Consider the following 21,044-nt stretch of genomic DNA (forward strand, 5'->3'; position numbering starts at 1 on the left):
GTCCGACACTGTGACGCAGCACTCGATCTAAATTTGCCCGTTTTGATACTTTCGCGCAGGATGCGCTTTGAATTGAGCTCATCTTCGGACTTTTGAGCCGTATCACCCACGAATTTTGGTGAGTCTAGGGAGCTAGTTTGTCGACGCCTGTCCAACCTTTGCATTTGCTGCTGTTGGCCCAAGAGGCACAATGGCCGAAAATATTGCGCGAATGTCTGGTTCCTTTGGGAAGCACGGTGACGCTGGTCTGCGCGCCGAACTGGGAAGACGTCAGCGGTCTATTCGATGACGAACTCAATGCAGTGCTGCTAACTCCACCTCAATTACAACCTGCACCGGGTCGTTGTAAGTTGCCAGTGGTGATGTTGTTCGAGCACGAGCCGACAGAGCCGCCAATCGATGTCAGTGATTGGTTGGTTCTTGAGGCGCTGAATGCGGACACGGTTCGACGGTGTCTGCGGCATGTACGCGAACGCAGTGTGCTGGAAAATACGTTACAGCGTCTGGCCGAGCAGGACCCGCTAACAGGCATCGCCAATCGACAGGGTTTTCAAACCTTATTGACTGCCCGTCTCGCCGAAAATGACGGACGTGGCTTGGCACTCGGGCACCTCGACTTAGACAACTTTCGCCACGCCAATGACGCCCTGGGCCATCAGGCGGGCGACCGATTGATCCTGCAAGTGGTCTCGCGACTTAAAAGTCAGCTGGAAGCCGGCGATCAACTGGCACGACTGGGCAGCGATGAATTCGCTTTGTTGATCGACACCCGCCGTGCGCCGCAACGCGCTGAATGGATGGCCGAACGCATCACTGACGCTATGTCTGAAGCTTATTGGGTTGACGGCGAAAGCCTATTGATCGGTTGCAGCCTAGGGATTGCGCACGCTCGCGCTCAAGCGGGTGCTGATCCGTTGATGTGGCACGCGCACATCGCGATGCAGCAGGCGAAAAGTACTCAGGGTTGTACCTTTCATATCTTCAATGAACGGATCAATCGCAATGCGCGCAGCCTGGCGGATCTGGAAACAGAGCTGCGCCGTGCCTTACGCCGTGATGAGTTGGAGTTGCACTACCAGCCACGTTTATCCCTGGAAGAAGGTCGCATCGTGGGCCTTGAAGCGTTGGTGCGGTGGCGTCACGCCGAGCGCGGATTGCTCGCACCCAGCGAGTTCGTGCCGTTGGCGGAGCAAAGCGGGCTAATCGTACCTCTCGGATATTGGGTCATTTCCCGCGCGCTGCGCGACATGCAAGACCTTCGTGAGCGCGGGTTGCCGCCGCTGCACATGGCAGTCAATTTGTCGTTCCGCCAATTTCAGGATAGCCAGCTGCTATCGACGTTGAGCCGCTTGATTGCCGAACGTGGCGTCGATGCGCGCTGGTTAGAGTTTGAGCTGACCGAAACGGCGGTCATGCGCCGCAGTGATCTGGTCAAGCAGACCATGGATGCGCTGGGCCGCTTGGGGGTGCGCTTCTCGCTGGACGATTTCGGCACCGGCTTCTCGTCATTCGTGCACCTCAATAGCTTGCCGATTGCGTTGCTCAAGGTCGACAAAAGCTTCGTGGGCGGCATGGAGCTGCGCGAAGAGAACCGAAAACTGGTTCACGCCATGATCAACCTCGCGCACAACCTCAACCTTGAAGTGGTGGCCGAAGGAGTTGAAACCGCCGAGCAATTGGAGTTGCTGCGCGGCTTTGGTTGCGATCAGGTTCAGGGATACCTCATCAGCAAACCGTTGCCGCTGGACTCGCTGGTGGAGTATTTAACGTTTGGTCAACGCGAAGACGTCGGACACGCCAAGCATCTATCTAACAACTAGTGTCCGTTGGCTTCACATTCGGGTTTATGCCAAAACCGTCTTGCCCACCGGCGCTTGCCGCAGCAGGCGTGAGGTTTTCCGTTCGAACGCCACGATCAGCGCCAGTGCTGCGCACGCCAACCCCAGCGCCAACCCCCACCAGACCCCGATGGCGCCGCCGTTGGCGTAAAAGCCAAAGGTCCACGCCGCCGGCGCACCGACCAACCAATAACTGGCGAGGCCGATCAGAAAGGTGGTTTTGGCGTCTTTGAAGCCACGAATTGCGCCCATGGCTAATGTTTGGGCACCGTCGAACAATTCGAACCACGCGGCGATAGCCAATAACCTCACGGCGAGTTCGATTACGTCATGGTTAGCTGGAGCGTCGGAATCCAGAAAAAGGCCCACCACAAAGCGCGGTGCCAGCCAGAACAGCAGCCCGAAGCCAAGCATCATCAGCGAGCCGAACGCAATGCCCACACGCCCCGCTAACCGCGCTTGCTGAAGATTTCCCGCGCCATAATGGGAACCGATTCGCATGGTCATCGCGTAAGAAATTCCGACCGGGATCATGAAGGCCATCGACACTGATTGCAGGGCGATCTGGTGCGCGGCCATTTGTGAGCGGCCCATGGCGCCCATGCAAAATGCAGCAAAAGTGAACAGACCGATCTCAACGGCATACGTACCGCCGATGGGTAAGCCAAGACGCCACAGCTCTTTCAAATAGTGAAGAGACGGGCGCATCAAGCCTTGGCGAAGGGGGTAGCGGGCGTAGGCCGGGTGCCGGCGAATATGCAGCGCCAACAGTAACGCCATGCCATTCGCAACCAGCGCCGTCACTAAACCAATACCCATCAGCCCCAAATGCGGCAAACCAAACAGCCCGTGGATCAGAGCATAGTTAAGGCCAAAATTGACCACCACCCCACCGATGCTAATGACCATGACTGAACCCGCACTGCCCAGCGCACTGGTGAACCCACGCAAGACCATAAAGCTCAACAGACCGGGTAGCGCGAACGGTAGGGTGACCATAAATTCACCGGCCGTGTGCACGTTCGCCTCGTTCTGGCCGAGCCTGAGCAGGATCGGCTGGAGGTTCCACAGCAGCGTTGCCGCGATCAATGCCATGCCCCATGCCAGCCATAATCCGTTCTGAGTCAGGCGGGTGACGCCCTCAATATCGCCAGCCCCGTGACGTATTGCGACCAACGTGCCGACGGCGGCAATTACGCCGACACAGAAGAATGCGATCAGGTTATAGCTGGCTACCCCCAGTCCACCGCCCGCCAGCGCGTCTGGCCCCAGATGGCCCATCATTACGGTGTCGGTAAAGACCATCAGCATGTGCGCCATCTGCGACGCGATCAGCGGCCCGGCCAGCCGCAGGATGATCCTGAGCTCGTTTATCCAGGGGGCTTTGTTGGCGACGGGTTGCATGGGGGCTCAGTTTTCGGGGGATCTTTGAGCGACTGATTCTCGACAGTTATGCACGCTGGCACAAAGGGATAAATCCGATGCGTTGCATGAGTAAAACTCATCTGAATCGAGTTCAGGTAGAGTGGTCGGACATCGCAACAGGAAGCGCTGTATGCCGCGTATTTTGCCCCCGCTTTATGCACTTCGTGCCTTTGAGGTCGCTGCCCGACACAGTTCGTTTACGAGGGCGGCTGAAGAATTGTCGATCACCCAAAGCGCGGTGAGCCGTCATATCCGCACTCTTGAAGAGCATTTTGCCTGCCGCTTGTTTCAGCGCAATGGCCGTAACGTGCAATTGACCGAAGCGGCGCGCCTATTATTACCGGGTGTACGTGAAGGTTTTTCCGCATTGGAGCGGGCGTGCAGCACTTTGCGTGCAGAGGATGGCGTGCTACGCATGAAAGCACCCTCCACCTTGACAATGCGCTGGTTGCTGGCGCGCTTGAGCCGTTTTCGTCACCTGCAGGTCGGCAATGAAGTGCAGCTGACCAGTGCCTGGATGGACATCGAGAGTGTCGACTTCACTCAAGAGCCATTCGACTGCGCGGTGTTACTCAGCCGCGGAAACTTTCCACCGGACTGGGAAGCCACCTATCTTTTTCCCGAATTGCTGATTCCCGTTGGCGCCCCGACATTGCTTGAGGATCAACCGTGGGATGTCGACCGTTTAGCCGCCGCAGAGCTGCTGCACCCAACGCCGGACCGTCGGGATTGGCGAAGCTGGCTTGAGCGAATGGACTTGTTGGATAAGGTTTCACTTAAGGGTGGCCAACTCTTCGACACCCTTGAGTTGGGCATGATTGCCGCCGCTCGTGGCTATGGTGTGTCCATGGGCGATTTGCTGATGGTTGCCGAGGACGTCGCGCAGGGTCGTCTCAGTTTGCCGTGGCGCACCGCGGTGGTCAGCGGTGAAAACTATTATCTGGTGTGGCCAAAGACGCGGCCGGGCGCAGAGCGCTTGCGTCGGCTCAGCGACTTTCTTCAGGGTGAAGTGCGGGCAATGGATCTGCCTACGGTAGAAATATTGAATTAAACCGCCGTCATTGCCCTAGGGGGCTGTGCCACTGCGGCTTTGTGACCTAGCGCTGTATTCAAGTATTCTTTGCAGCGGCCGAATCGCTGTATTCAGGGCAATTCGTTAAAAAAAGATCAAGTGCCCTTCATCGAAATTTTGCTGGGTAGCCGTTTGGAATTAAAACGCTGCCGTTGCCAGCCAGGAGCTTCCATGTCCGAACCTCGTGCCCGTATCGCCACGCAGTTGGGCGTCGCCTTGGCGGTAATTTTGGCTGTGGTCATTACCGGTAGTACGGTATTTGCTCTGCGCTCACTGCACAAAGCTAACTTGGTAATTCGTGAAGAGCACATGGCCAGCGAAGCTCGCTTGCTTGCTGATCAGCTGAATACATTTCATAGCAGCCTGCGCGAAAGCACGCTTCGATTGAGCGGGCTTTTTGAGAAACGTTTCGCCGGTGGATTAAGCCTGCACCCAGAAAACTCAGTGGCCGTTGCCGGCATACAAACGCCGGGTTTGGTGTCGGGTGATAGGGTACTGAACAATGACTTCACCGAAGTTGATAACTTCAAGCAAATGACCGCCGGTGTAGCGACCATTTTTGTGCGCAGCGGCGACGATTTTATTCGCATTAGCACGTCGCTGAGCAAGCAGGACGGCACGCGAGCTATTGGCACATTGCTTGACCACAAAAGCTCCGCGTATGAGCGTTTGATGGCGGGCCAGGGTTACGTGGGTCGAGCTTTATTGTTCGACCGCTATTACGTGACGCAGTACACCCCGGTGCGCGACAGCAGCGGCAAGATCATCGCCGCCCTGTTCGTCGGTTTTGACTACACCGACGCGCAAAACACTCAATTTGAAAACCTGAAAAATTTCCGCATTGGAAACACCGGTTCGCTGGCGCTGCTTGATGAGCAAAGTCACTGGCTGGTTGCTCCAGCTGGGGTCAAAGATTTGAATCAGGCGATGAAGAGTTTGGCCGACATTATCAACCATCCTGGTTTGGGCCAGTTTTGGGTGAACAATGATCAGGAGTTTTATACCGTTGCTGCGCCGTTTGCCGGGGGGCCGTGGACGGTGTTTGCAAGCATGCCAGAAGCGGAAATCAACGCCGTGACGTGGAACGTTGGTACGCAGTTGGCCATTGGCAGTCTGCTGGCCATGTTGATCGCAGTCTGTGCGGCCATTTGGTTGTTGCGCCGTAAACTGCAGCCGCTGTCGGACCTCGTTCGCCAGGCTGAGGCCTTGGGTGCAGGTGACCTGAGCGCTCGACTAAACGTATCCAGCCACGACGAAATTGGTCAATTGGCTAGCAGCTTCAACCAAATGGGTGAAGCGTTATCAAACATGGTCTCGCACATTCGCATTGCTGCTCAGGAGGTCAGTGGCCGCGCTCAAGCGCTGTCTGGTTTGTCGGGTGGCGCCTACGAAGGGATGGAGCAGCAGTCCGGCGAGATCACCAGCATGGCAGGTGCGGTTGAAGAGTTTAGCGCCACTTCGTTGAACATCGCCGACAACATGGGTAACACCGAGCGCCTGGCGCAGGAAAACGCCCAACAGACGCGCATTGGCCGAACCTCCATGGACGAGGCTTCGACGGCGCTGCAGCAGATTGCAACGTCGCTGGAAGGCACCGCCACCGTGATCAATACCCTAGGCCAGCGCTCGCAGGAGATTGGTGGCATTGTTGGTGTAATTACCTCGATTGCCGAGCAGACCAATTTGCTGGCGCTCAACGCTGCGATTGAGGCTGCCCGCGCGGGTGAGCAGGGCCGTGGTTTTGCGGTGGTCGCTGATGAGGTACGCAACTTGGCGTCGCGCACCCGTAAAGCCACCGACGAAATCACGGGCATGATCGCCAGCATCCAACTCGAAACCGGCAACGCCATTAGCACCATGCAGCAGGGTAATGCACTGATGCAGGAAGGCCTGTCACGTAACGCCAACGTTGCCGCCGCACTGGCGCGGATTGATGAGCAAAGTCGTTCTGCCGGTGAGCAATTTGCCGCCATCACCACTGCCACTCAAGAACAAAGCAGCACGGCGACCCTGCTCAGTAGCAACTTGCAAAGCATCGCTCTTGCCAACAGTGAGCAACGCCAAGTGGTATCGAACCTTGCAGTTACAGCCAAGGAGCTGGATCAGCTAGCGGCGGAGTTGCGTAAGGAAGTGAATCGGTTTCGGTGAGTTGAAATCATGCATTTTTAGCACCCGGTTTAGATGATGGCTCTTTGATTTTCCCTTCTGTCGTAGAATGCCGCGAATCGTCGAGGAGTTATGGTAATGCAGCGTTTTCGTGGATGGGCTTATGGACTGACCTGTTTCGCGTTCCTGGCTCAGGCTCAAACGCCTTTTCCAGACGATCCGCTTGCGGAACCCGTAAACCCCGAGGTTGCGTCTGCGAGCGCGAGTGAAGCCCGTGGCATGTTGCGAGCCCGTGACCAAGCGATGCTGGCCAGTGAGCTTTCCGGGCGAATCGTCGACTTGCCGTTCAGTGACGGTGAGTCCTTCAATAAAGGCGACACGCTGGCGCGCTTCGATTGCTCGGCCTATCAGGCGCAGCTGAATGCCGCGCAGGCGGCGATCCGCGGTGCCGGCGAAGAGCTGGCTCATAACAAGCAACTGGCCGCACTCAACTCTGTGGGGCATTTCGAAGTCTCTCGTGCCGAAGCCAAGCTGGCGGAAACCCAGGCCCAGGCCCAGGTGTATCAAGTTCAGGTCAAGCGTTGCAGCGTGGTCGCGCCCTATGACGGCCAAGTGGTCCAGCGCAAGGTCCAGCGTTACGAAAGCGTATCCGCCGGCTCGCCGATGCTGGAGATCGTCGATAATCGTACCCTGGAAATTCAGTTGCTGGTGCCTTCGCGTTGGATGGGCAAGCTTAAGCCAGGGCAAACGTTTGAATTTGTTCCCGATGAAACCGGCAAGCGGTTGACCGCTACCATCAAGCGCCTCGGCGCGCGCATCGACGAAGGCAGCCAGACCTTGCTGCTGGTGGCGACGTTGCCCAATGTCACGGGTTTGCTTGCGGGGATGAGTGGCACTGCGCATTTTGCGGAGCTCAAGTGAACGTCCCGGTAGCCGGCATGGTCGAGCGGGTTTTTGCCCAATTTCTTGATCTGGAGCGACAGACTCGGGCGGCCCGTACCGTTGAGCAGTTAGAGTACAGCCTAGTAAATGACGGGCAGGCATTGTTCGGCTTTCGTCATGCCGCTTTGTTAATTGCCGGCAGGGTCCGCGCCGTGACCAGTGTCAGCAGCGTCGAGCCCAACTCTCCATTTGTCGCGTTCGTCGAACAGGCAGTGGCGCTGTTGTTCAAGCGCGAGCTCCTGAATATGGCACGGGTCGTCCCTGCCGACGTCCTGAGTGGCTCATTGCAGGCCGATTGGCAGGCTCTGTCGGCGGCCCATCTGTTTTGGTTGCCTCTGCTTGATCATAAGGGCCAAGTCTTTGGCGGCTTATGGTTGGCGCGGGATACGCTTTGGAGTCCTTCCGCACAGGTATTGCTGTCGCAACTGGGTGACACATACAGCCACGCGTGGCTCGCCTTGCAGCCGCGTCAACATTGGCGGTTGCGTTGGACCGGCCAGCGTCAAGCGGCACTGGTCGGCATAGCGTTGCTGGCACTGTTGATTCCGGTGCGTCAGTCCGTGCTAGCCCCGGCCGAAGTGGTGCCATTGGGTGGGCAGGTGGTGGCCGCGCCGTTGGATGGTGTTATCGCCGAGTTTCTGGTGAAGCCAAATCAGAGCGTCAAGGCGGGGGACCTGCTGCTGCGTTTTGAAAGCACCACGCTCAAGGCCCAGGCCGATGTGGCTGGTCGCGCTTTGGGCGTGGCCGAAGCCGAACTCAAGGCCAACTCCCAGCGTGCTTTTACCGATGCTGAGTCCAACTCCAAGCTGGACTTGTTGGCGGCGCGAGTTGAACAGAAACGGGCCGAGCGCGATTACGCCCGCGAGCTGCTCAAGCGTAGCGAAGTGCGCGCCGAGCGCGACGGCATTGCGGTGTTTGCCGACGCTGAGCGCTGGACTGGCAAACCGGTGCAGACGGGTGAGCGCTTACTGGAAATCGCTGACCCGACCCAGGCCGAGTTACGAATTGAGCTGGCGGTAGGCGACGGCATCGCTCTGGAGTCGGGCGCCGAAGTAGCGCTGTTTCTCGACAGCGATCCACTGCAGCGACACTTGGCCACGCTCGAACGCGAGGCCTACGAGGCGCAACCGACGCCGGGTGGACAATTGGCATATCGCCTGGACGCTAGCTTTAACGACACACCGCCGCGTATCGGTCTGCGCGGCACTGCCAAATTGTTCGGTGACCGTGCACCGCTGGCGCTGTATTTGCTCCGTCGACCACTGGCCGGATTGCGCCAAAGCGTGGGTCTGTAGATGAGCTTGCCCAGCCTGCGGGCCGATTTACAGCTGTCCCAGGCATCGGCCTCGCTGGACGGTTCCCCACGCTGGACCTTGGCCGATCCGGTGCGCGGGCGCTATTTCAAGCTGAGCATCGCGGCCATTCGCCTGCTGCGTCATTGGTCGCTGGGGGATGCCGAGCAGGTGCTGCAAGCGGCCAACCGTGAACCGGGTTTGCCGTTGGGTGCTACCGAACTGGATGAACTGCTGGTATTCCTGCGCGCCCATGATCTGATTGGAGCCCTCGATCCGCAGCAACGCGCCAGCTATGCCTATAAAGCTGCGGCCCAGCGGCGGGGGATGTGGCAGATGTTGTTGCATCAGTATTTGTTTTTTCGCATTCCATTGTGGCGCCCGGATGCGTTCCTCAATTGGGCATGGCCTTGGCTTGAGCGATTCGGCCCCAGACTGCTGCGTTATGGCTCGCCGGCGACGTTGGGCCTAGGGGTGTTTCTGGTCTCGCGAGATTGGCAGCGCTTTATCTCGACCTTCCCGCACCTGTTCAGCCTCGGCGGCGCCCTGTCTTTTGGCACAGCACTGTTTTTCGCCAAACTGTTCCATGAGTTCGGCCATGCGTTCATGGCCAAGCGAGCGGGTTGCCGGGTGCAGAGCATGGGCGTGGCCTTTATGGTCATGCTGCCGATGTTTTATACTGATGTCAGCGATGCCTGGCGGGTCAATGACCGGCGCGCGCGGCTGTTGATCGGTGCTGGTGGGGTAATGGCAGAAATGCTGCTGGCCTGTATCGCCTTGCTCGCTTGGTCGCTATTGCCCGATGGGCCGGCGCGCACGGCAGCGTTCATGCTCGCCAGCGCCACTTGGTTGACGACGTTGGCAGTCAACCTCAATCCGTTCATGCGTTTTGATGGTTATTTTTTGCTCAGCGATTTGTGGGAAGTAGACAACCTGCAAGGGCGTGCCTTCGCCCTGTGCCGTTGGCGCCTGGGCGAAGTCTTGTTCGGTTATGGCCAGCAGGCGCCTGAGCCATGGTCACCAACCATGCAACGGCGCTTGCTGTGGTGGGGTTATCTGTCTTGGTTATGGCGGGCGGCGTTGTTTTTCGGCATTGCGCTGGCGGTGTATCACCTGTTCTTCAAGCTGTTGGGGATTTTCCTGATGCAGGTGGAACTGGTGTGGTTCATCTTTCTGCCCATTTTCAAGGAAGGACGAGAGTGGTGGTCCCGTCGCGAACAGGCTCAATTCTTGCGAGCAGTACTCAGCGCATTGGTGCTGCTAGGGTTGGTGTTGTTGCTGATTGTCCCGTGGCGTAGTGCCGTGGAACTGCCGGTGATGCTAGAAGCAGGGCGGGTTACGGCCTTGCATGCGCCGGTGGCGGCGCGCGTCAAACAAGTGAATGTACAGGACGGTCAGACGGTGGCCCAAGGGATGGTGCTGATCGAGCTGGAATCACCTGACGTGGAATCCCGTCAGACGATCGTGCGTCAGGAAATCGATATCCTGCAATTGCAGATGCGCCGCCAAGCGTCCCACAGCGAGACCGCAGCAGATGTCGGCATCCTTGAACAGCGTCTTGCCGAGTCCGTGGCGGAATATCGCGGGTTGACCGCTCGACGTGAACGGCTGTTGTTGCGTGCACCGCAGGCCGGTCAAGTCCGCGATCTGATGCCGCAACTGACGGTGGGTCGCTGGGTTTCAACCAAGGAACCGCTGGCCCGGGTAGTCGAGAGTGGCGCACGACTGCGCGGCTATTTGGCCGAAGACGACCTGTGGCGTGTTGCCCCCGGTGCCACCGGACGGTTTATCGCCGATGACCCAATGCGCCCTGCGTTGGCGGTAGAGCTGGTGGACGTGGACGCCAATGGCGTGGCGTTTATTGATCAAGAAGCGCTGACCTCCGATCACCACGGGCCGATTGCCGTGCGCCGGGACGAGAACCATCGCCCGGAACCGGTGCAGGCGCAATACGGTGTGCATCTTAAGCTGATCGAAGCGTCGATTGACCCAAGCCAGCCGTTGCGGGGCGTGGTGGTGTTGCAGGGTCTGCGCGAAAGTTTATTGGGTACAGTCTGGCGTCGAATGGCGGCCTTGGGTGTGCGTGAAAGTGGTTTTTGACGATAAGTATGTCGAGCGAGAATGTCCATGTTGAAGAGTCCGGCGTCATCCGATGGTTTGGTCGTGCGACCGTCTCGGGCCACTGACGCGCCGTTTCTGCAGATACTGTACACCTCGGCTCGACCCGAGCTGCAATGGATCGACGCCGAGCCGGAGAAGGTGGAGCAGATCGTCGCCCAGCAGTTCCAGGTGCAGGAACAGGGGGTCGGCGAGAACTTTCCTAATGCGATGCACTACGTGGTGGAGAAGCTTGATACGCCCATCGGGGCGCTAAGCGCCGACTTCGGCCCGAATGAAATCCGCGTGTTGTACTTGGCGTTCATTCCGGCCGCGCGCGGTAAGGGTTTTGGGCGCACGGTACTGCAAGGGGTGCAAAAGGCCGCCGAGCAAGTCCGATGCCCGGTCGCGACGGTGGTGTGGGCCAGCAATCCCCAAGCGCGCCAGCATTACCTGGCACTGGGGTTTCGAGTCGAGGAGTCCAGCCCGGGCGCTGAGCGATTGGTGTGGTACCCCGGCAGCCCCGTCGTCAGTTGAATACGATATTGAAATAGCCCAGCGAGGCGTCCCGTCCCATGGCGGGTTCCCGGGACACAAAGATCTCTTCCATCCGGCCCAACGGCGCCAAGTCAAGCGCGCACAGGCCACTGGCAAAAGTCGTCGGTTCCACGCTGTGCAGCATCACGGTGAACGGGATGCGCGGGCTCTCCGGTAAACGTGATTGTGGTTTAAGGGTCACGGCTTCGATCATTACTATCAGGCTGTTGCCATTCGGCAGGTGCAGGGTGCTCGGTGTGGTCAGCAGGTTAGTGAAGTGCTCGCTGGTAATCTCGTGCAGCATGAGTCGTCTCCGCTCTGTGCATAAAGGCCGGGGCGACAGGCCCCGGCTTAGGGAGCTCAGTTGCGTGTAGGGAAAAGCCCCTCCAGCGCAATGCTGAAATTCACTGCCAGAAAGGGATTCATGGTTGCCATGGGGAGACCTTTGCCAGCAGGGTCAGTGATACCCGTGATGCCCGTAGTTACCCCTGACAGAGTGACCGGTGCATTGCCTTGTTGGTCGGAGTAAATAGCTGCACTGGTCGGGCCACCGCTGATGGACGCGCCCAGATAGGAGTTGGTGGCCGTGGGTACGGTCGCGGGATTGCTGGGGGCATTGGCCAACTTGACCGCAGTAACAGCGTGCAGCGCAGTGGTGCCGTGGCTATGCGTAGGCAGGTTGTCGAGAGTCGCCACAACGCTTTCTGTGCCACTGTGGTCGCCGACGGTGCGTGGGGTCAGGTTCGGGCCGGCGCCTTGGCCGATTGGCAACCGGCTGCGCAGGTCGGGCAGGCTAAAATTGACGGAGCCATTCCCTCCATAGGTCGTGCCGAGCAGTGTAAACAGTGCTTGGAATTGCTGGACCTGCAAGAGGCTTCCATCGCAGAGGGCCCAGCCACGGGGCGCAAAGTTGAAGCCAAACATCTGGATATTGCCGATAAATACGTCCATATATTTCTCTTTTTAGTAGGTCAATAGGCGGTGTCATGACCCCGAAGCAAGGGCTGAATTGCTTCAGACATCAGTCCGAAGTCTTCACCGGCCAACAGAGTAGCCGTCCTCGACTTAATTTTGAGAAAAATGATGTCAAAATAATACTAGTTCGTTACATCTGGTTACTGTTAGGCTTTATTCTACAAAAGGACTATTACCATCAATAGGTGAAGGGATGCACAGCTTCCACTTTATCTCGGGTTTACCGCGCTCAGGTTCAACCTTACTGTCCGCCATTCTTCTGCAAAACCCTCGTTTTCATGCCGGGATGACAAGTCCCGTAGGCTCGCTGTTTACCAGCGTGCTGGACCAGTGCAGCGCCGGCAGTGAGTTCGGTTCGGTCATCAATATCGACATGCGCCGTCGCTTGCTCACGGGATTGTTTGATTCCTATTACGCCGACAAGGCTAATCAACCGGTCATCTTCGATACCAATCGCCAGTGGTGCTCCCGGCTGCCGGCGTTGATGGACCTGTTTCCCCAATCCAAAGTCATCGCCTGTGTGCGCAACGTCGCCTGGGTCATGGACAGCCTTGAGTGTTTGTATCGGGCCAATCCGTTCGAGAACACCAAGCTGTTCAACGACGAAATCGAGCGCAATACCGTGTACAGCCGTTGCGAAACCCTGGCCCAGCGCAACCGGTTGGTCGGGTTTGCCTGGACAGCGCTCAAAGAAGCCTATTACGGCGAGCACGCCGATTCGCTGTTGGTGGTCGATTACGACTTGCTGTCCCAGGCCCCGGAGCGGGTCCTGCGGCTGGTCTACGACTTCGTTGGCGAACCATGGTTTGAGCACGATTTTGACAACTTGGTGTACGACGCGCCGGAGTTCGACCAAGCGTTGGGTGTGGCAGGTCTGCACAAGGTCAAGCCAAAGGTGGCGGCGCAATCGCGACGTACGATTTTGCCGCCTGACCTGTTCGAAAAGTATTCAGAATTGTCTTTCTGGCACGATGGGTCCTCCAGCGCGGCCAACGTCATTCGTATGAAAACCAACTCCGCAATCAGTTGATTGCGTTTTTTTTCTATAAGCCATTCAGCGGGCAAAACGCTTGAGTGCAGGGTGAGCAGCATGTGGTGGAGCAAACAAAAATCGCGGACAGTACCGCGGGCATCCGAGGGCGCAAAAACCTTGGTTTCACCAATGATCATGTCGCTGGAGCCGCGCATGCTGTTCGACGGCGCCGTGGCGGCTACCGTTGTTGATGCCGCTCACCCAGCGACTGTTGCAGCGAAAGCGCCGGCCACCGACGCCACCACTCACCCGCAATCCGATGCCACGCTGACCCCGACACCAGTTGCCGTGCCCGGCCAGGCGGTGGTGTTTGTCGACTCACGAGTCAAGGATTTCGACAGCCTGCTCAAGGGCGTCGCGCCCGGCACCCAAGTGGTCGAATTGCAGGCCGACAAGGACGGTTTGCAGCAGATCGCCGATTATCTGGACACCCACCAAAACATCAGCACCGTGGAAATTATCGCTCACGGTAATTCGGGCGATCTGTGGCTGGGTGGCACGTACCTGTCGGCCGACAACGTCGCCGCGCGCAGCGACGTGTTGGCGCAAATCGGCAAGGACATAAATGTCGGCGGCGACATTCTAATCTACGCCTGCAACACCGCCGAAGGCGCAACCGGCGTCAGCTTTGTCGATTCCCTGGCTCAGTACACCGGGCGTGACATCGCCGCGTCGACTAACCGAACTGGCCTGGGTGGCGACTGGACCCTGGAAATGACCACAGGCAGCATCGAAAGCCAGAACGTACTGTCGACGCAGTCGATGGCGGATTATCAGTACGGCCTAGCGACCTTCACGGTTACCAGTAACTCCGACACGGGTGCTGGCACCCTGCGTCAGGCTCTGCTCAGTTCGGTGGCGGGCGATATCGTGTTGTTCCAAAACAGCATGACGATCGCCCTGAACTCGACGTTGGAGATCACCAAGAACCTGACCATTGATGGCGACGTGAACAGCGACGGTATTGCCGATGTCACCATCAGCGGTCAGAACAAGCTCCGGGTGCTCAAGGTCGATGCCGGGGTCACTGCGACGCTGGATGGCTTGATCATCACCAAAGGAATGCTAGCGGGCACGGGTGGTAACGTTGACCTAAGCGCTCCTTCGCAGTTGGGCGGCGGCATTTACAACATGGGCATCCTGACGCTGGATAACGTCACCGTGACTGGCAACGCTGCTACGGGCGGCGGCGGTGGGGGCGGGGCGGCTAACGGTGGTGGCGGTGGCGGTGGCGGTGGCGCCGCAATGTACACGCAGGGCATGGCGGGGATCGGTGGCCATGGTGGCTCCTCCGGAAACTACGCGGGTAACGCTGGCGGCATAAGCACGGGTGGTAACGGCGGTGCCTACAGTGGTACTTATCTGGGCGGTCGTGGCGGCACCCTTAGCGCAGGGGGCATCGGCGGCCCCACTTCTGTCTCTGGCGGCCCGACAAACGGGCCCTACTCCGACTACAGTACCGGCGGCCACGGCGGCCTTGCCTCAAATGGCACGACGTCCATTGGCGCTGGCGGCGGTGGCTCTGGTTTTGACTCCACCGGCGGGGCGGGTGGTTCGGCGACCGGTGGTATCTACAACGCAAGCAGCGGCACGCTGAAAATTATAGGGACCTCGGTGATTTCCAATAACCTGGGAGCGGGTGGTGGCGGCGGCGGCGGCGGCGGTGCGGGTCCTCAAAGTGTGAGTTCCAACGGTGGCGCAGCCGGTAAGGGCGTAGGCGGCATCTGGAACGAAGGCGTGTTGCTAATCACGTCGGCCAACTACGCGGCGATGAGCGCAAACGCCGGAGGCAATGGTGCCGGTGGGCCGGCATTAACCGGTGCTACCGGCGCCTCCGTGGCTACGGTGGACAATAATATCTACACCGACACCGCTGGAGGCGCCACTCAAAACCTCACCTATGCCGCGACTCCAAGCGCGACCATTGCGATGGCATCATCCACTTTCCGGATCAGCACCAACTCGACGGTGACCATCACCTTCAACGAAGCGGTGACCGGTTTCACCAACGCGGACTTGACCGTGGGCAACGGCACGCTGAGCACCGTGAGCAGCGTCGACGGTGGCACTACCTGGACCGCAACCTTTACTCCCAATGCAGGCGTCACCAGTTCAACCAACCACATTGTCTTGGACAACACCGGCGTGCAGAGCGGCTCGCCGAGCACGACTGGGATTGGTACCAGCACCTCGGCCAGCTATACCATAGACACCGTCAGGCCGACGGCGACCGTCGTGGTCAGCAACAGCGCGTTGAATATTGGGGGCGCCGCCACGGTAAACTTTACGTTCAGCGAAGCGGTGAGTGGCTTTACGGACACCGACGCAACGGCGTCCAACGGTACTCTGAGCAACTTTGTCAGCACGGATAGCAGCCACTGGAGCGCGACGCTTACCCCGGTCCTGGGTGCCACCCGTGCCAGCAACGTGGTGACCCTGAACAACGCCCTCTACAACGATCTCGCGGGTAATTCGGGCACAGGTCTGACGACGTCCAATAACTACGCCGTCGATACCGTACGGCCGACCGCTCTCATTGCGGTGTTCGACAATGCGCAGAACATTGGCAGCACCTCGGAAGTGAGCATCACCTTCAGCGAAGCGGTCACCGGGTTCACCAACGCCGATCTGACGGCGGCCGATGGCACATTGACCTCTGTGAACAGCGCCGACGGCGGTATCACCTGGACCGCGACCTTTACCCCATCCGCGTCGGTTTCACACACCGGCGACGTGATCACCTTGAATAACTCAGGGATTAGTGACACAGCGAGCAATGCGGGTAGCGGCACCACCACCTCGAATACCTATAGTGTCGATACGGTGCGGCCAACGGAGACTATCGTGTTCGGCAATACCACCCTGGGTATCGGCCAGACGTCTGCGGTGACCATCACCTTTAGCGAAGCGGTGACCGGCTTCACCAACGCCGACCTGACCGTAAGCAACGGCACCCTGAGTGCGGTAACCAGCGCCGACAGAGGCGTGACTTGGACCGCGACTTTTACCCCGACGGCGAACATTGTCAGTACCAGCAACCATATCGTTTTAGCCAATACCGACGTGGCTGACCTGGCGGGTAACGCCGGCAGCGGCACGACCACCTCCAACAACGTGGACATCGACGGCGTGCGCCCGACCGCGTCCATTGTGGTCGCCAATAACAGCATAGCGATCGGCCAGACCTCGCTGGTGACCATCACCTTCAGTGAAGCAGTGACCGGCTTCACCAATGCCGACCTGACCATCAGCAACGGTACGTTAAGCTCGGTAAGCTCCAGCGACGGTGGCCTCACCTATGATGCGACGTTTACGCCGAACGCTAACATTACGAATGCTGCCGCTCACATTACGCTGGACAACACCGGTTGCGCTGACACGGCGGGCAACATCGGGACCGGCACCACCCTTTCCAACAGCTACGCCATCGACACCCAGCGTCCGACCGCGACCATCGCGTTGGCCAATACCAGTATTAACGGCGGTGGCACCTCGTTGGTGACCATCACCTTCTCCGAAGCAGTGAGTGGGTTCACCAATGCCGACTTGACCATTGCCAACGGCACGTTGAGCAACGTGACGTCCAGCGACAGCATTACCTGGACCGCGACTTTCACCCCGACGGCAGGTATTGTCGCGGGCACCAACGCGGTGACCCTGGCCAACACTGGTGTAGCCGACTTGGCCGGCAATGCCGGCAGCGGCACTACCAGTTCGAGCAACTTCACCATCGATACCGTGCTGCCAACGGCGACCATTGTGGTGGCAAGCAACGCGCTGAAAATTGGCGATACCTCGGCCGTGACTATCAGTTTCAGCGAAATGGTGAGCGGCTTCACCAATGCCGACCTGACCATCAGCAACGGTACGTTAAGCTCGGTAAGCTCCAGCGACGGTGGCCTCACCTACGATGCGACGTTTACGCCGACCACCAACATCACCAACGCTGCCAGTCATATCACCTTGGATAACACTGGGGTTCAGGCTGCCAGTTCGGGCAACGCCGGCACCGGCACCACCCTTTCCAACAGTTACGCTATCGATACTCAGCGTCCGACTGCGTCGATTGTGGTCGCCAACAACAACCTGGCGATCGGTCAGAACTCGCTGGTAACTATCACCTTCTCCGAAGCGGTGACCAGTTTTACCAACGCCGATTTGACCATTAACAACGGCACCCTGAGCAGCGTCAGCAGCAGCGACGGCGGTGTTACCTGGACCGCGACGCTTACGCCCACGGCTGGCATCACTCAGGGCAGCAACGCCATTACGCTCGCCAACAGTGGCGTTAACGACTTGGTTGGTAACGCCGGTGCGGGCACTACCCAGTCGAACCTGTACGCCATCGACAGTCAGCGCCCGACCGCAATCATTGTGGTGGCCCATCCAAGCTTGATCGCGGGGCAAACTTCGCTGGTGACTATCACCTTTAGCGAGGCGGTGAACGGTTTTGATAACTCGGACTTAAGCGTGCCCAACGGCACCTTGAGCGCGGTGAGCAGCAGCGACGGTGGCACTACTTGGACGGCCACGTTGACGCCGACCACCCGCATCGCCAACACCAGTAATATCATCAGCCTGAACAATACCGGTGTGACCGATCTGGCGGGCAATGCCGGCAACGGCATTACCAGTTCGGGCAACTTCACCGTCGATACCGTGCTGCCGACGTCGACCATCGTGGTCGCGAACAGCGCACTTAACGTCGGTCATACCTCGACAGTGACCATCACCTTCAGTGAAGCTGTCAGTGATTTCAGCAATGCTGACTTGGCCGTCGCCAATGGTTCGTTGAGCAACGTGACCAGCGGCGACGGCGGTATTACCTGGACCGCGACGTTGACGCCAACCAGCGCTGTTACTCACAGCAGCAACGTCATCGCCCTGAACAACAGCATGGTGCACGGTGCTTCGGGCAATGCGGGCAATGGCACCACCGCCTCCAACAATTACGCCATCGACACGGCCCCGCCGACCTCAAGCATTGTGGTGGCCAACAGTTCGTTAGCGATCGGCCAGACCTCTGCCGTGACCATTACCTTCACCGAAGCAGTGACCGGTTTTAATCTTTCGGATATGACGGTTGCCAATGGCGCGCTGTCCAACCTGGCCACTGCCGACAGCGGCAAGACCTGGACCGCGACCTTGACGCCGACCGCCAGCCTGACTAGCGCCAGCAACCTGATCGGGCTCGACAACAGCCGCGTGACGGATTTGGCCGGCAACGTTGGGGCTGGCATCACGCGATCCAACAACTACGTAGTCGACGGCGACCGGCCAACGGCGTCCATCGTCATTGCCAACCCGGCGCTGACCACCGGGCAGACGACACTGGTGACCTTTACCTTCAGCGAAAAAGTCCGCAATTTCGACTTGTCCGAGCTGAGCGTGACCAACGGCACGTTGTCCAACCTGGTCACGGCTGACGGCGGCAAGACTTGGACCGCGACCCTGACGCCAACGGCGAACATCGTCGACCCGAGTAACGTGGTCACCCTCGACACCGGCAAAGTCTCCGACCTATTGGGTAACGCCGGATCTGGTTTTGCTAACTCCAATAACTATGGCGTTACCACAGTCTCGACTAACGGTAATCCGCTGTTCCGAAGCGGTGAGCCATTAGCGGCGCCAAGCCTGCCAAACGTCCCGCTGCAACCAATCATATTTACCTCGCCTACCGGTAATTTGGGGACGCCGCTGACCTTCGCCCCTTTGTTCGAGCAGCGCACGACAGGTGGGGACCTGCCGCCGGTGGGCAGCATTTTCATCAGCAACGGAGCACCAGCCCCAAGCTTTATAGCTGGGGTGTTTGGCGCTGACAGCATCAATAGCAGCAAAGGGGCGGGTTTTCTCGGCTTTGGCGGGGGCGAAGGTGGCGTGTTTGGCAACAGCACGTTGTCGACCCTGTTCAATCATGAGTCGACCACGGGTTTTTCTCACGATGCATTCGACATCCAGCAGACGAAAGATCAAAAGGACACGGGGAAAGGGGCGAGCAGTTTTTTTGGCGCACCGACCCTAGGCCAGCAATTACAACAGATAAAAGATACCGAGCAACGGCAGATCCATGATCTCGCTTGGGCTTTGCAGCAGGTTGGCATCAGCGAAATGCAGGCCTGACACTTAATTAGATCTAGGGTGCGCTAGCGCCAGGGGCAGTACACGGATGAACAGAAGTCAAAAGTTAGTCAGTGCCGGCTTGCTGGCATTGATGGTCAGCGGCTGCGCGGTCACCAGCGATCCGATTGAGCGCAGTGTCAGTGAGCAGCGGGCAAAAACCGATTTGCAAAACATGTACAAGGATCAGGAACCTCTTAGCGGTCCGCTGACCCTGCACCAAGCGATGGCCCGGGCAGTGAAGTACAACCTCGAAGGTCGGCTGAAGATCATGGAGGAAGCGCTGGCCAATCGTCAGCTGGACCTCGCCAGCTTCGACATGCTGCCGCGCATGGCGGTATCGGCCGGATACGCCGGACGTACCAACACCAGTGCGTCCAGCAGCCAGAGTGTCAGTACGGGCACCCAGTCCCTTGAACCGTCCACCTCCCAAGACCGCGACCGCCGCGTAGCCGACCTGACCATGGTGTGGAACGTGCTCGACTTCGGCGTCAGCTACATTAGCGCCAAGCAGCAAGGCGACCAGAGGCTGATCGTCCAAGAACGTCGTCGCAAAGTCATCAATACCATCGTTCAGGACGTGCGCTCGGCCTATTGGCGTGCGGTGGCGGCTGAGCGTCTGCTCAAGCAGATCGACAGCCTGATGGCCCGAGTCGAGCAAGCTCAGGGCAACAGCCAGAGCATGAGCGAACAACGCATCGGTGATCCGATTCAGGCGTTGGGTTACCAGCGTTCGTTGATTGATGCCATGCGCCAATTGGAAGAGCAACGCAAGGCGTTATCCTTGGCCAAAACCGAGTTGGCGACCTTGATCAACCTGCCGTTGGGCTCAGAGTTGACCTTGGCCGCGCCAGAGGATTACCCGCCGCCGGAATTGAAAGTCAATTTCGCCCGTCTTGAGCAGGAAGCGTTGGCCAGCCGTCCGGAATTGCGTGAGCAGGATTATCAGGCTCGCATCAGCACCGCCGAAACCCGCAAGGCCATGCTGCGTATGCTGCCCGGCCTAGAGTTTTCGGCTGGCGGACATTACGACAGTAACTCGTTCCTGGTTGATCAGCGTTGGGCCGATTTAGGGGTCAAGGTCACGTGGAACCTGTTCAACGTAATTTCTGCTCCGGCGGCTATCGATGTGGCCAAGGCGGGTGAGAAAGTCGCTACGGCACGTCGTCAGGCGATGTCGATCGCGGTATTGGCTCAGCTGTATGTAGCTAACGCCAACTACCGGGAATCCCAGCGCCAGTTCAACACCAGCCAGAAACTGGCGACCATCGACCAGCAGATCCTGACCCAAATGCGCAACCGGTATAAGGCTGCGGGCTTGGGCGAACTAGATTTGATCCAGGGTGAACTGGTCACCTTGCAGGCCGACCTGCGTCGCGATTTGGCATACGCTGACTTGCGTAACGCTTACGGGCAGATCTTCGCCAGCGCCGGGCTTGACCCGTTGCCAGCAGAAATCAATTCGACCAGTGTTCAGTCCATTGCCGACGCGTTGGCCAGTCGTGAATCTGAGTGGGCAATGGGTACGATTGCGCAGCCAGTCGGACACGCTCCGACACCGTAGTCGGCTGTTGGATGTATCTGTAGATACTCTGTTGCCGGTCAAGCTT

Annotated in this window: 13 protein-coding genes; 10 read left to right on the top strand and 3 right to left on the bottom strand. The window is 58.6% G+C overall.

All coding sequences use genetic code 11. From position 1 onward, the window contains the following. Window positions 1-137 precede the first annotated feature (137 nt). Window positions 138-1,820: a bifunctional diguanylate cyclase/phosphodiesterase gene (locus tag RGW60_RS19770; protein WP_322206164.1), complete on the top strand. Its 1,683-nt coding sequence runs from the start codon at window positions 138-140 to the stop codon at window positions 1,818-1,820. Between the two features lie 24 nt (window positions 1,821-1,844). Here RGW60_RS19770 and RGW60_RS19775 read toward each other — a convergent pair whose 3' ends face one another. Beyond that, a complete protein-coding gene (locus RGW60_RS19775) occupies window positions 1,845-3,242 on the bottom strand; it encodes a NorM family multidrug efflux MATE transporter (protein WP_322206165.1) in 1,398 nt (465 codons plus the stop codon). A 151-nt stretch (window positions 3,243-3,393) separates the two neighbouring features. Between RGW60_RS19775 and RGW60_RS19780 the strand changes: the two genes are divergently transcribed. The 6 genes from RGW60_RS19780 (at window position 3,394) to RGW60_RS19805 (ending at window position 11,309) form a co-directional block, all read left to right on the top strand. Then, window positions 3,394-4,314, top strand: a complete 921-nt coding sequence (locus RGW60_RS19780) for a LysR substrate-binding domain-containing protein (protein WP_322206166.1) — start codon at window positions 3,394-3,396, stop codon at window positions 4,312-4,314. A gap of 192 nt (window positions 4,315-4,506) precedes the next feature. Continuing rightward, entirely contained in the window at window positions 4,507-6,483 is a 1,977-nt protein-coding gene (locus tag RGW60_RS19785; RefSeq protein ID WP_322206167.1) for a methyl-accepting chemotaxis protein, read from the top strand. A 96-nt stretch (window positions 6,484-6,579) separates the two neighbouring features. Further along, window positions 6,580-7,362 carry an efflux RND transporter periplasmic adaptor subunit gene (locus RGW60_RS19790; protein ID WP_322206168.1) on the top strand — a complete coding sequence of 261 codons (783 nt, stop codon included), beginning with the start codon at window positions 6,580-6,582 and terminating at the stop codon, window positions 7,360-7,362. Then, a complete protein-coding gene (locus RGW60_RS19795; RefSeq protein ID WP_322206169.1) occupies window positions 7,359-8,678 on the top strand; it encodes an efflux RND transporter periplasmic adaptor subunit in 1,320 nt (439 codons plus the stop codon). The genes RGW60_RS19790 and RGW60_RS19795 overlap by 4 nt, the downstream gene beginning before the upstream one ends. Next, window positions 8,679-10,775 carry an HlyD family efflux transporter periplasmic adaptor subunit gene (locus RGW60_RS19800; protein WP_322206170.1) on the top strand — a complete coding sequence of 699 codons (2,097 nt, stop codon included), beginning with the start codon at window positions 8,679-8,681 and terminating at the stop codon, window positions 10,773-10,775. Between the two features lie 27 nt (window positions 10,776-10,802). Beyond that, window positions 10,803-11,309, top strand: a complete 507-nt coding sequence (locus RGW60_RS19805) for a GNAT family N-acetyltransferase (RefSeq protein ID WP_322206171.1) — start codon at window positions 10,803-10,805, stop codon at window positions 11,307-11,309. Here RGW60_RS19805 and RGW60_RS19810 read toward each other — a convergent pair. Both RGW60_RS19810 and RGW60_RS19815 read right to left on the bottom strand, forming a co-directional pair. Beyond that, on the bottom strand, window positions 11,302-11,613 hold the full coding sequence (locus RGW60_RS19810; protein ID WP_322206172.1) for a hypothetical protein: 312 nt from the start codon (window positions 11,611-11,613) through the stop codon (window positions 11,302-11,304). The genes RGW60_RS19805 and RGW60_RS19810 overlap by 8 nt on opposite strands. A gap of 56 nt (window positions 11,614-11,669) precedes the next feature. Then, window positions 11,670-12,260, bottom strand: coding sequence for a phage tail protein (locus tag RGW60_RS19815; protein ID WP_322206173.1), 591 nt, complete (start codon window positions 12,258-12,260; stop codon window positions 11,670-11,672). 217 nt (window positions 12,261-12,477) lie between these two features. Here RGW60_RS19815 and RGW60_RS19820 point away from each other — a divergent pair, with 217 nt between their 5' ends. The 3 genes from RGW60_RS19820 to RGW60_RS19830 all read left to right on the top strand — a co-directional run bounded on the left by RGW60_RS19820 (window position 12,478) and on the right by RGW60_RS19830 (window position 20,998). Next, the gene (locus RGW60_RS19820) at window positions 12,478-13,314 is read left to right on the top strand and encodes a sulfotransferase (RefSeq protein ID WP_322206174.1); all 837 of its coding nucleotides are present in this window, start codon (window positions 12,478-12,480) and stop codon (window positions 13,312-13,314) included. Between the two features lie 156 nt (window positions 13,315-13,470). Then, window positions 13,471-19,437 carry an Ig-like domain-containing protein gene (locus RGW60_RS19825; protein WP_322206977.1) on the top strand — a complete coding sequence of 1,989 codons (5,967 nt, stop codon included), beginning with the start codon at window positions 13,471-13,473 and terminating at the stop codon, window positions 19,435-19,437. Between the two features lie 46 nt (window positions 19,438-19,483). After that, window positions 19,484-20,998, top strand: a complete 1,515-nt coding sequence (locus tag RGW60_RS19830) for a TolC family protein (protein ID WP_322206175.1) — start codon at window positions 19,484-19,486, stop codon at window positions 20,996-20,998. Window positions 20,999-21,044 lie beyond the last annotated feature (46 nt).

The sequence above is a fragment of the Pseudomonas sp. AB6 genome (assembly GCF_034314105.1).
In the GTDB taxonomy this organism is placed as follows: domain Bacteria; phylum Pseudomonadota; class Gammaproteobacteria; order Pseudomonadales; family Pseudomonadaceae; genus Aquipseudomonas.

Coding starts and splice junctions, on each gene's coding strand:
- RGW60_RS19775 (WP_322206165.1), bottom strand. CDS start 3,242: ATGCAACCCGTCGCCAACAAAGCCCCCTGGATAAACGAGCTCAGGATC.
- RGW60_RS19780 (WP_322206166.1), top strand. CDS start 3,394: ATGCCGCGTATTTTGCCCCCGCTTTATGCACTTCGTGCCTTTGAGGTC.
- RGW60_RS19785 (WP_322206167.1), top strand. CDS start 4,507: ATGTCCGAACCTCGTGCCCGTATCGCCACGCAGTTGGGCGTCGCCTTG.
- RGW60_RS19790 (WP_322206168.1), top strand. CDS start 6,580: ATGCAGCGTTTTCGTGGATGGGCTTATGGACTGACCTGTTTCGCGTTC.
- RGW60_RS19800 (WP_322206170.1), top strand. CDS start 8,679: ATGAGCTTGCCCAGCCTGCGGGCCGATTTACAGCTGTCCCAGGCATCG.
- RGW60_RS19805 (WP_322206171.1), top strand. CDS start 10,803: ATGTTGAAGAGTCCGGCGTCATCCGATGGTTTGGTCGTGCGACCGTCT.
- RGW60_RS19810 (WP_322206172.1), bottom strand. CDS start 11,613: ATGCTGCACGAGATTACCAGCGAGCACTTCACTAACCTGCTGACCACA.
- RGW60_RS19815 (WP_322206173.1), bottom strand. CDS start 12,260: ATGGACGTATTTATCGGCAATATCCAGATGTTTGGCTTCAACTTTGCG.
- RGW60_RS19820 (WP_322206174.1), top strand. CDS start 12,478: ATGCACAGCTTCCACTTTATCTCGGGTTTACCGCGCTCAGGTTCAACC.
- RGW60_RS19825 (WP_322206977.1), top strand. CDS start 13,471: ATGCTGTTCGACGGCGCCGTGGCGGCTACCGTTGTTGATGCCGCTCAC.
- RGW60_RS19830 (WP_322206175.1), top strand. CDS start 19,484: ATGAACAGAAGTCAAAAGTTAGTCAGTGCCGGCTTGCTGGCATTGATG.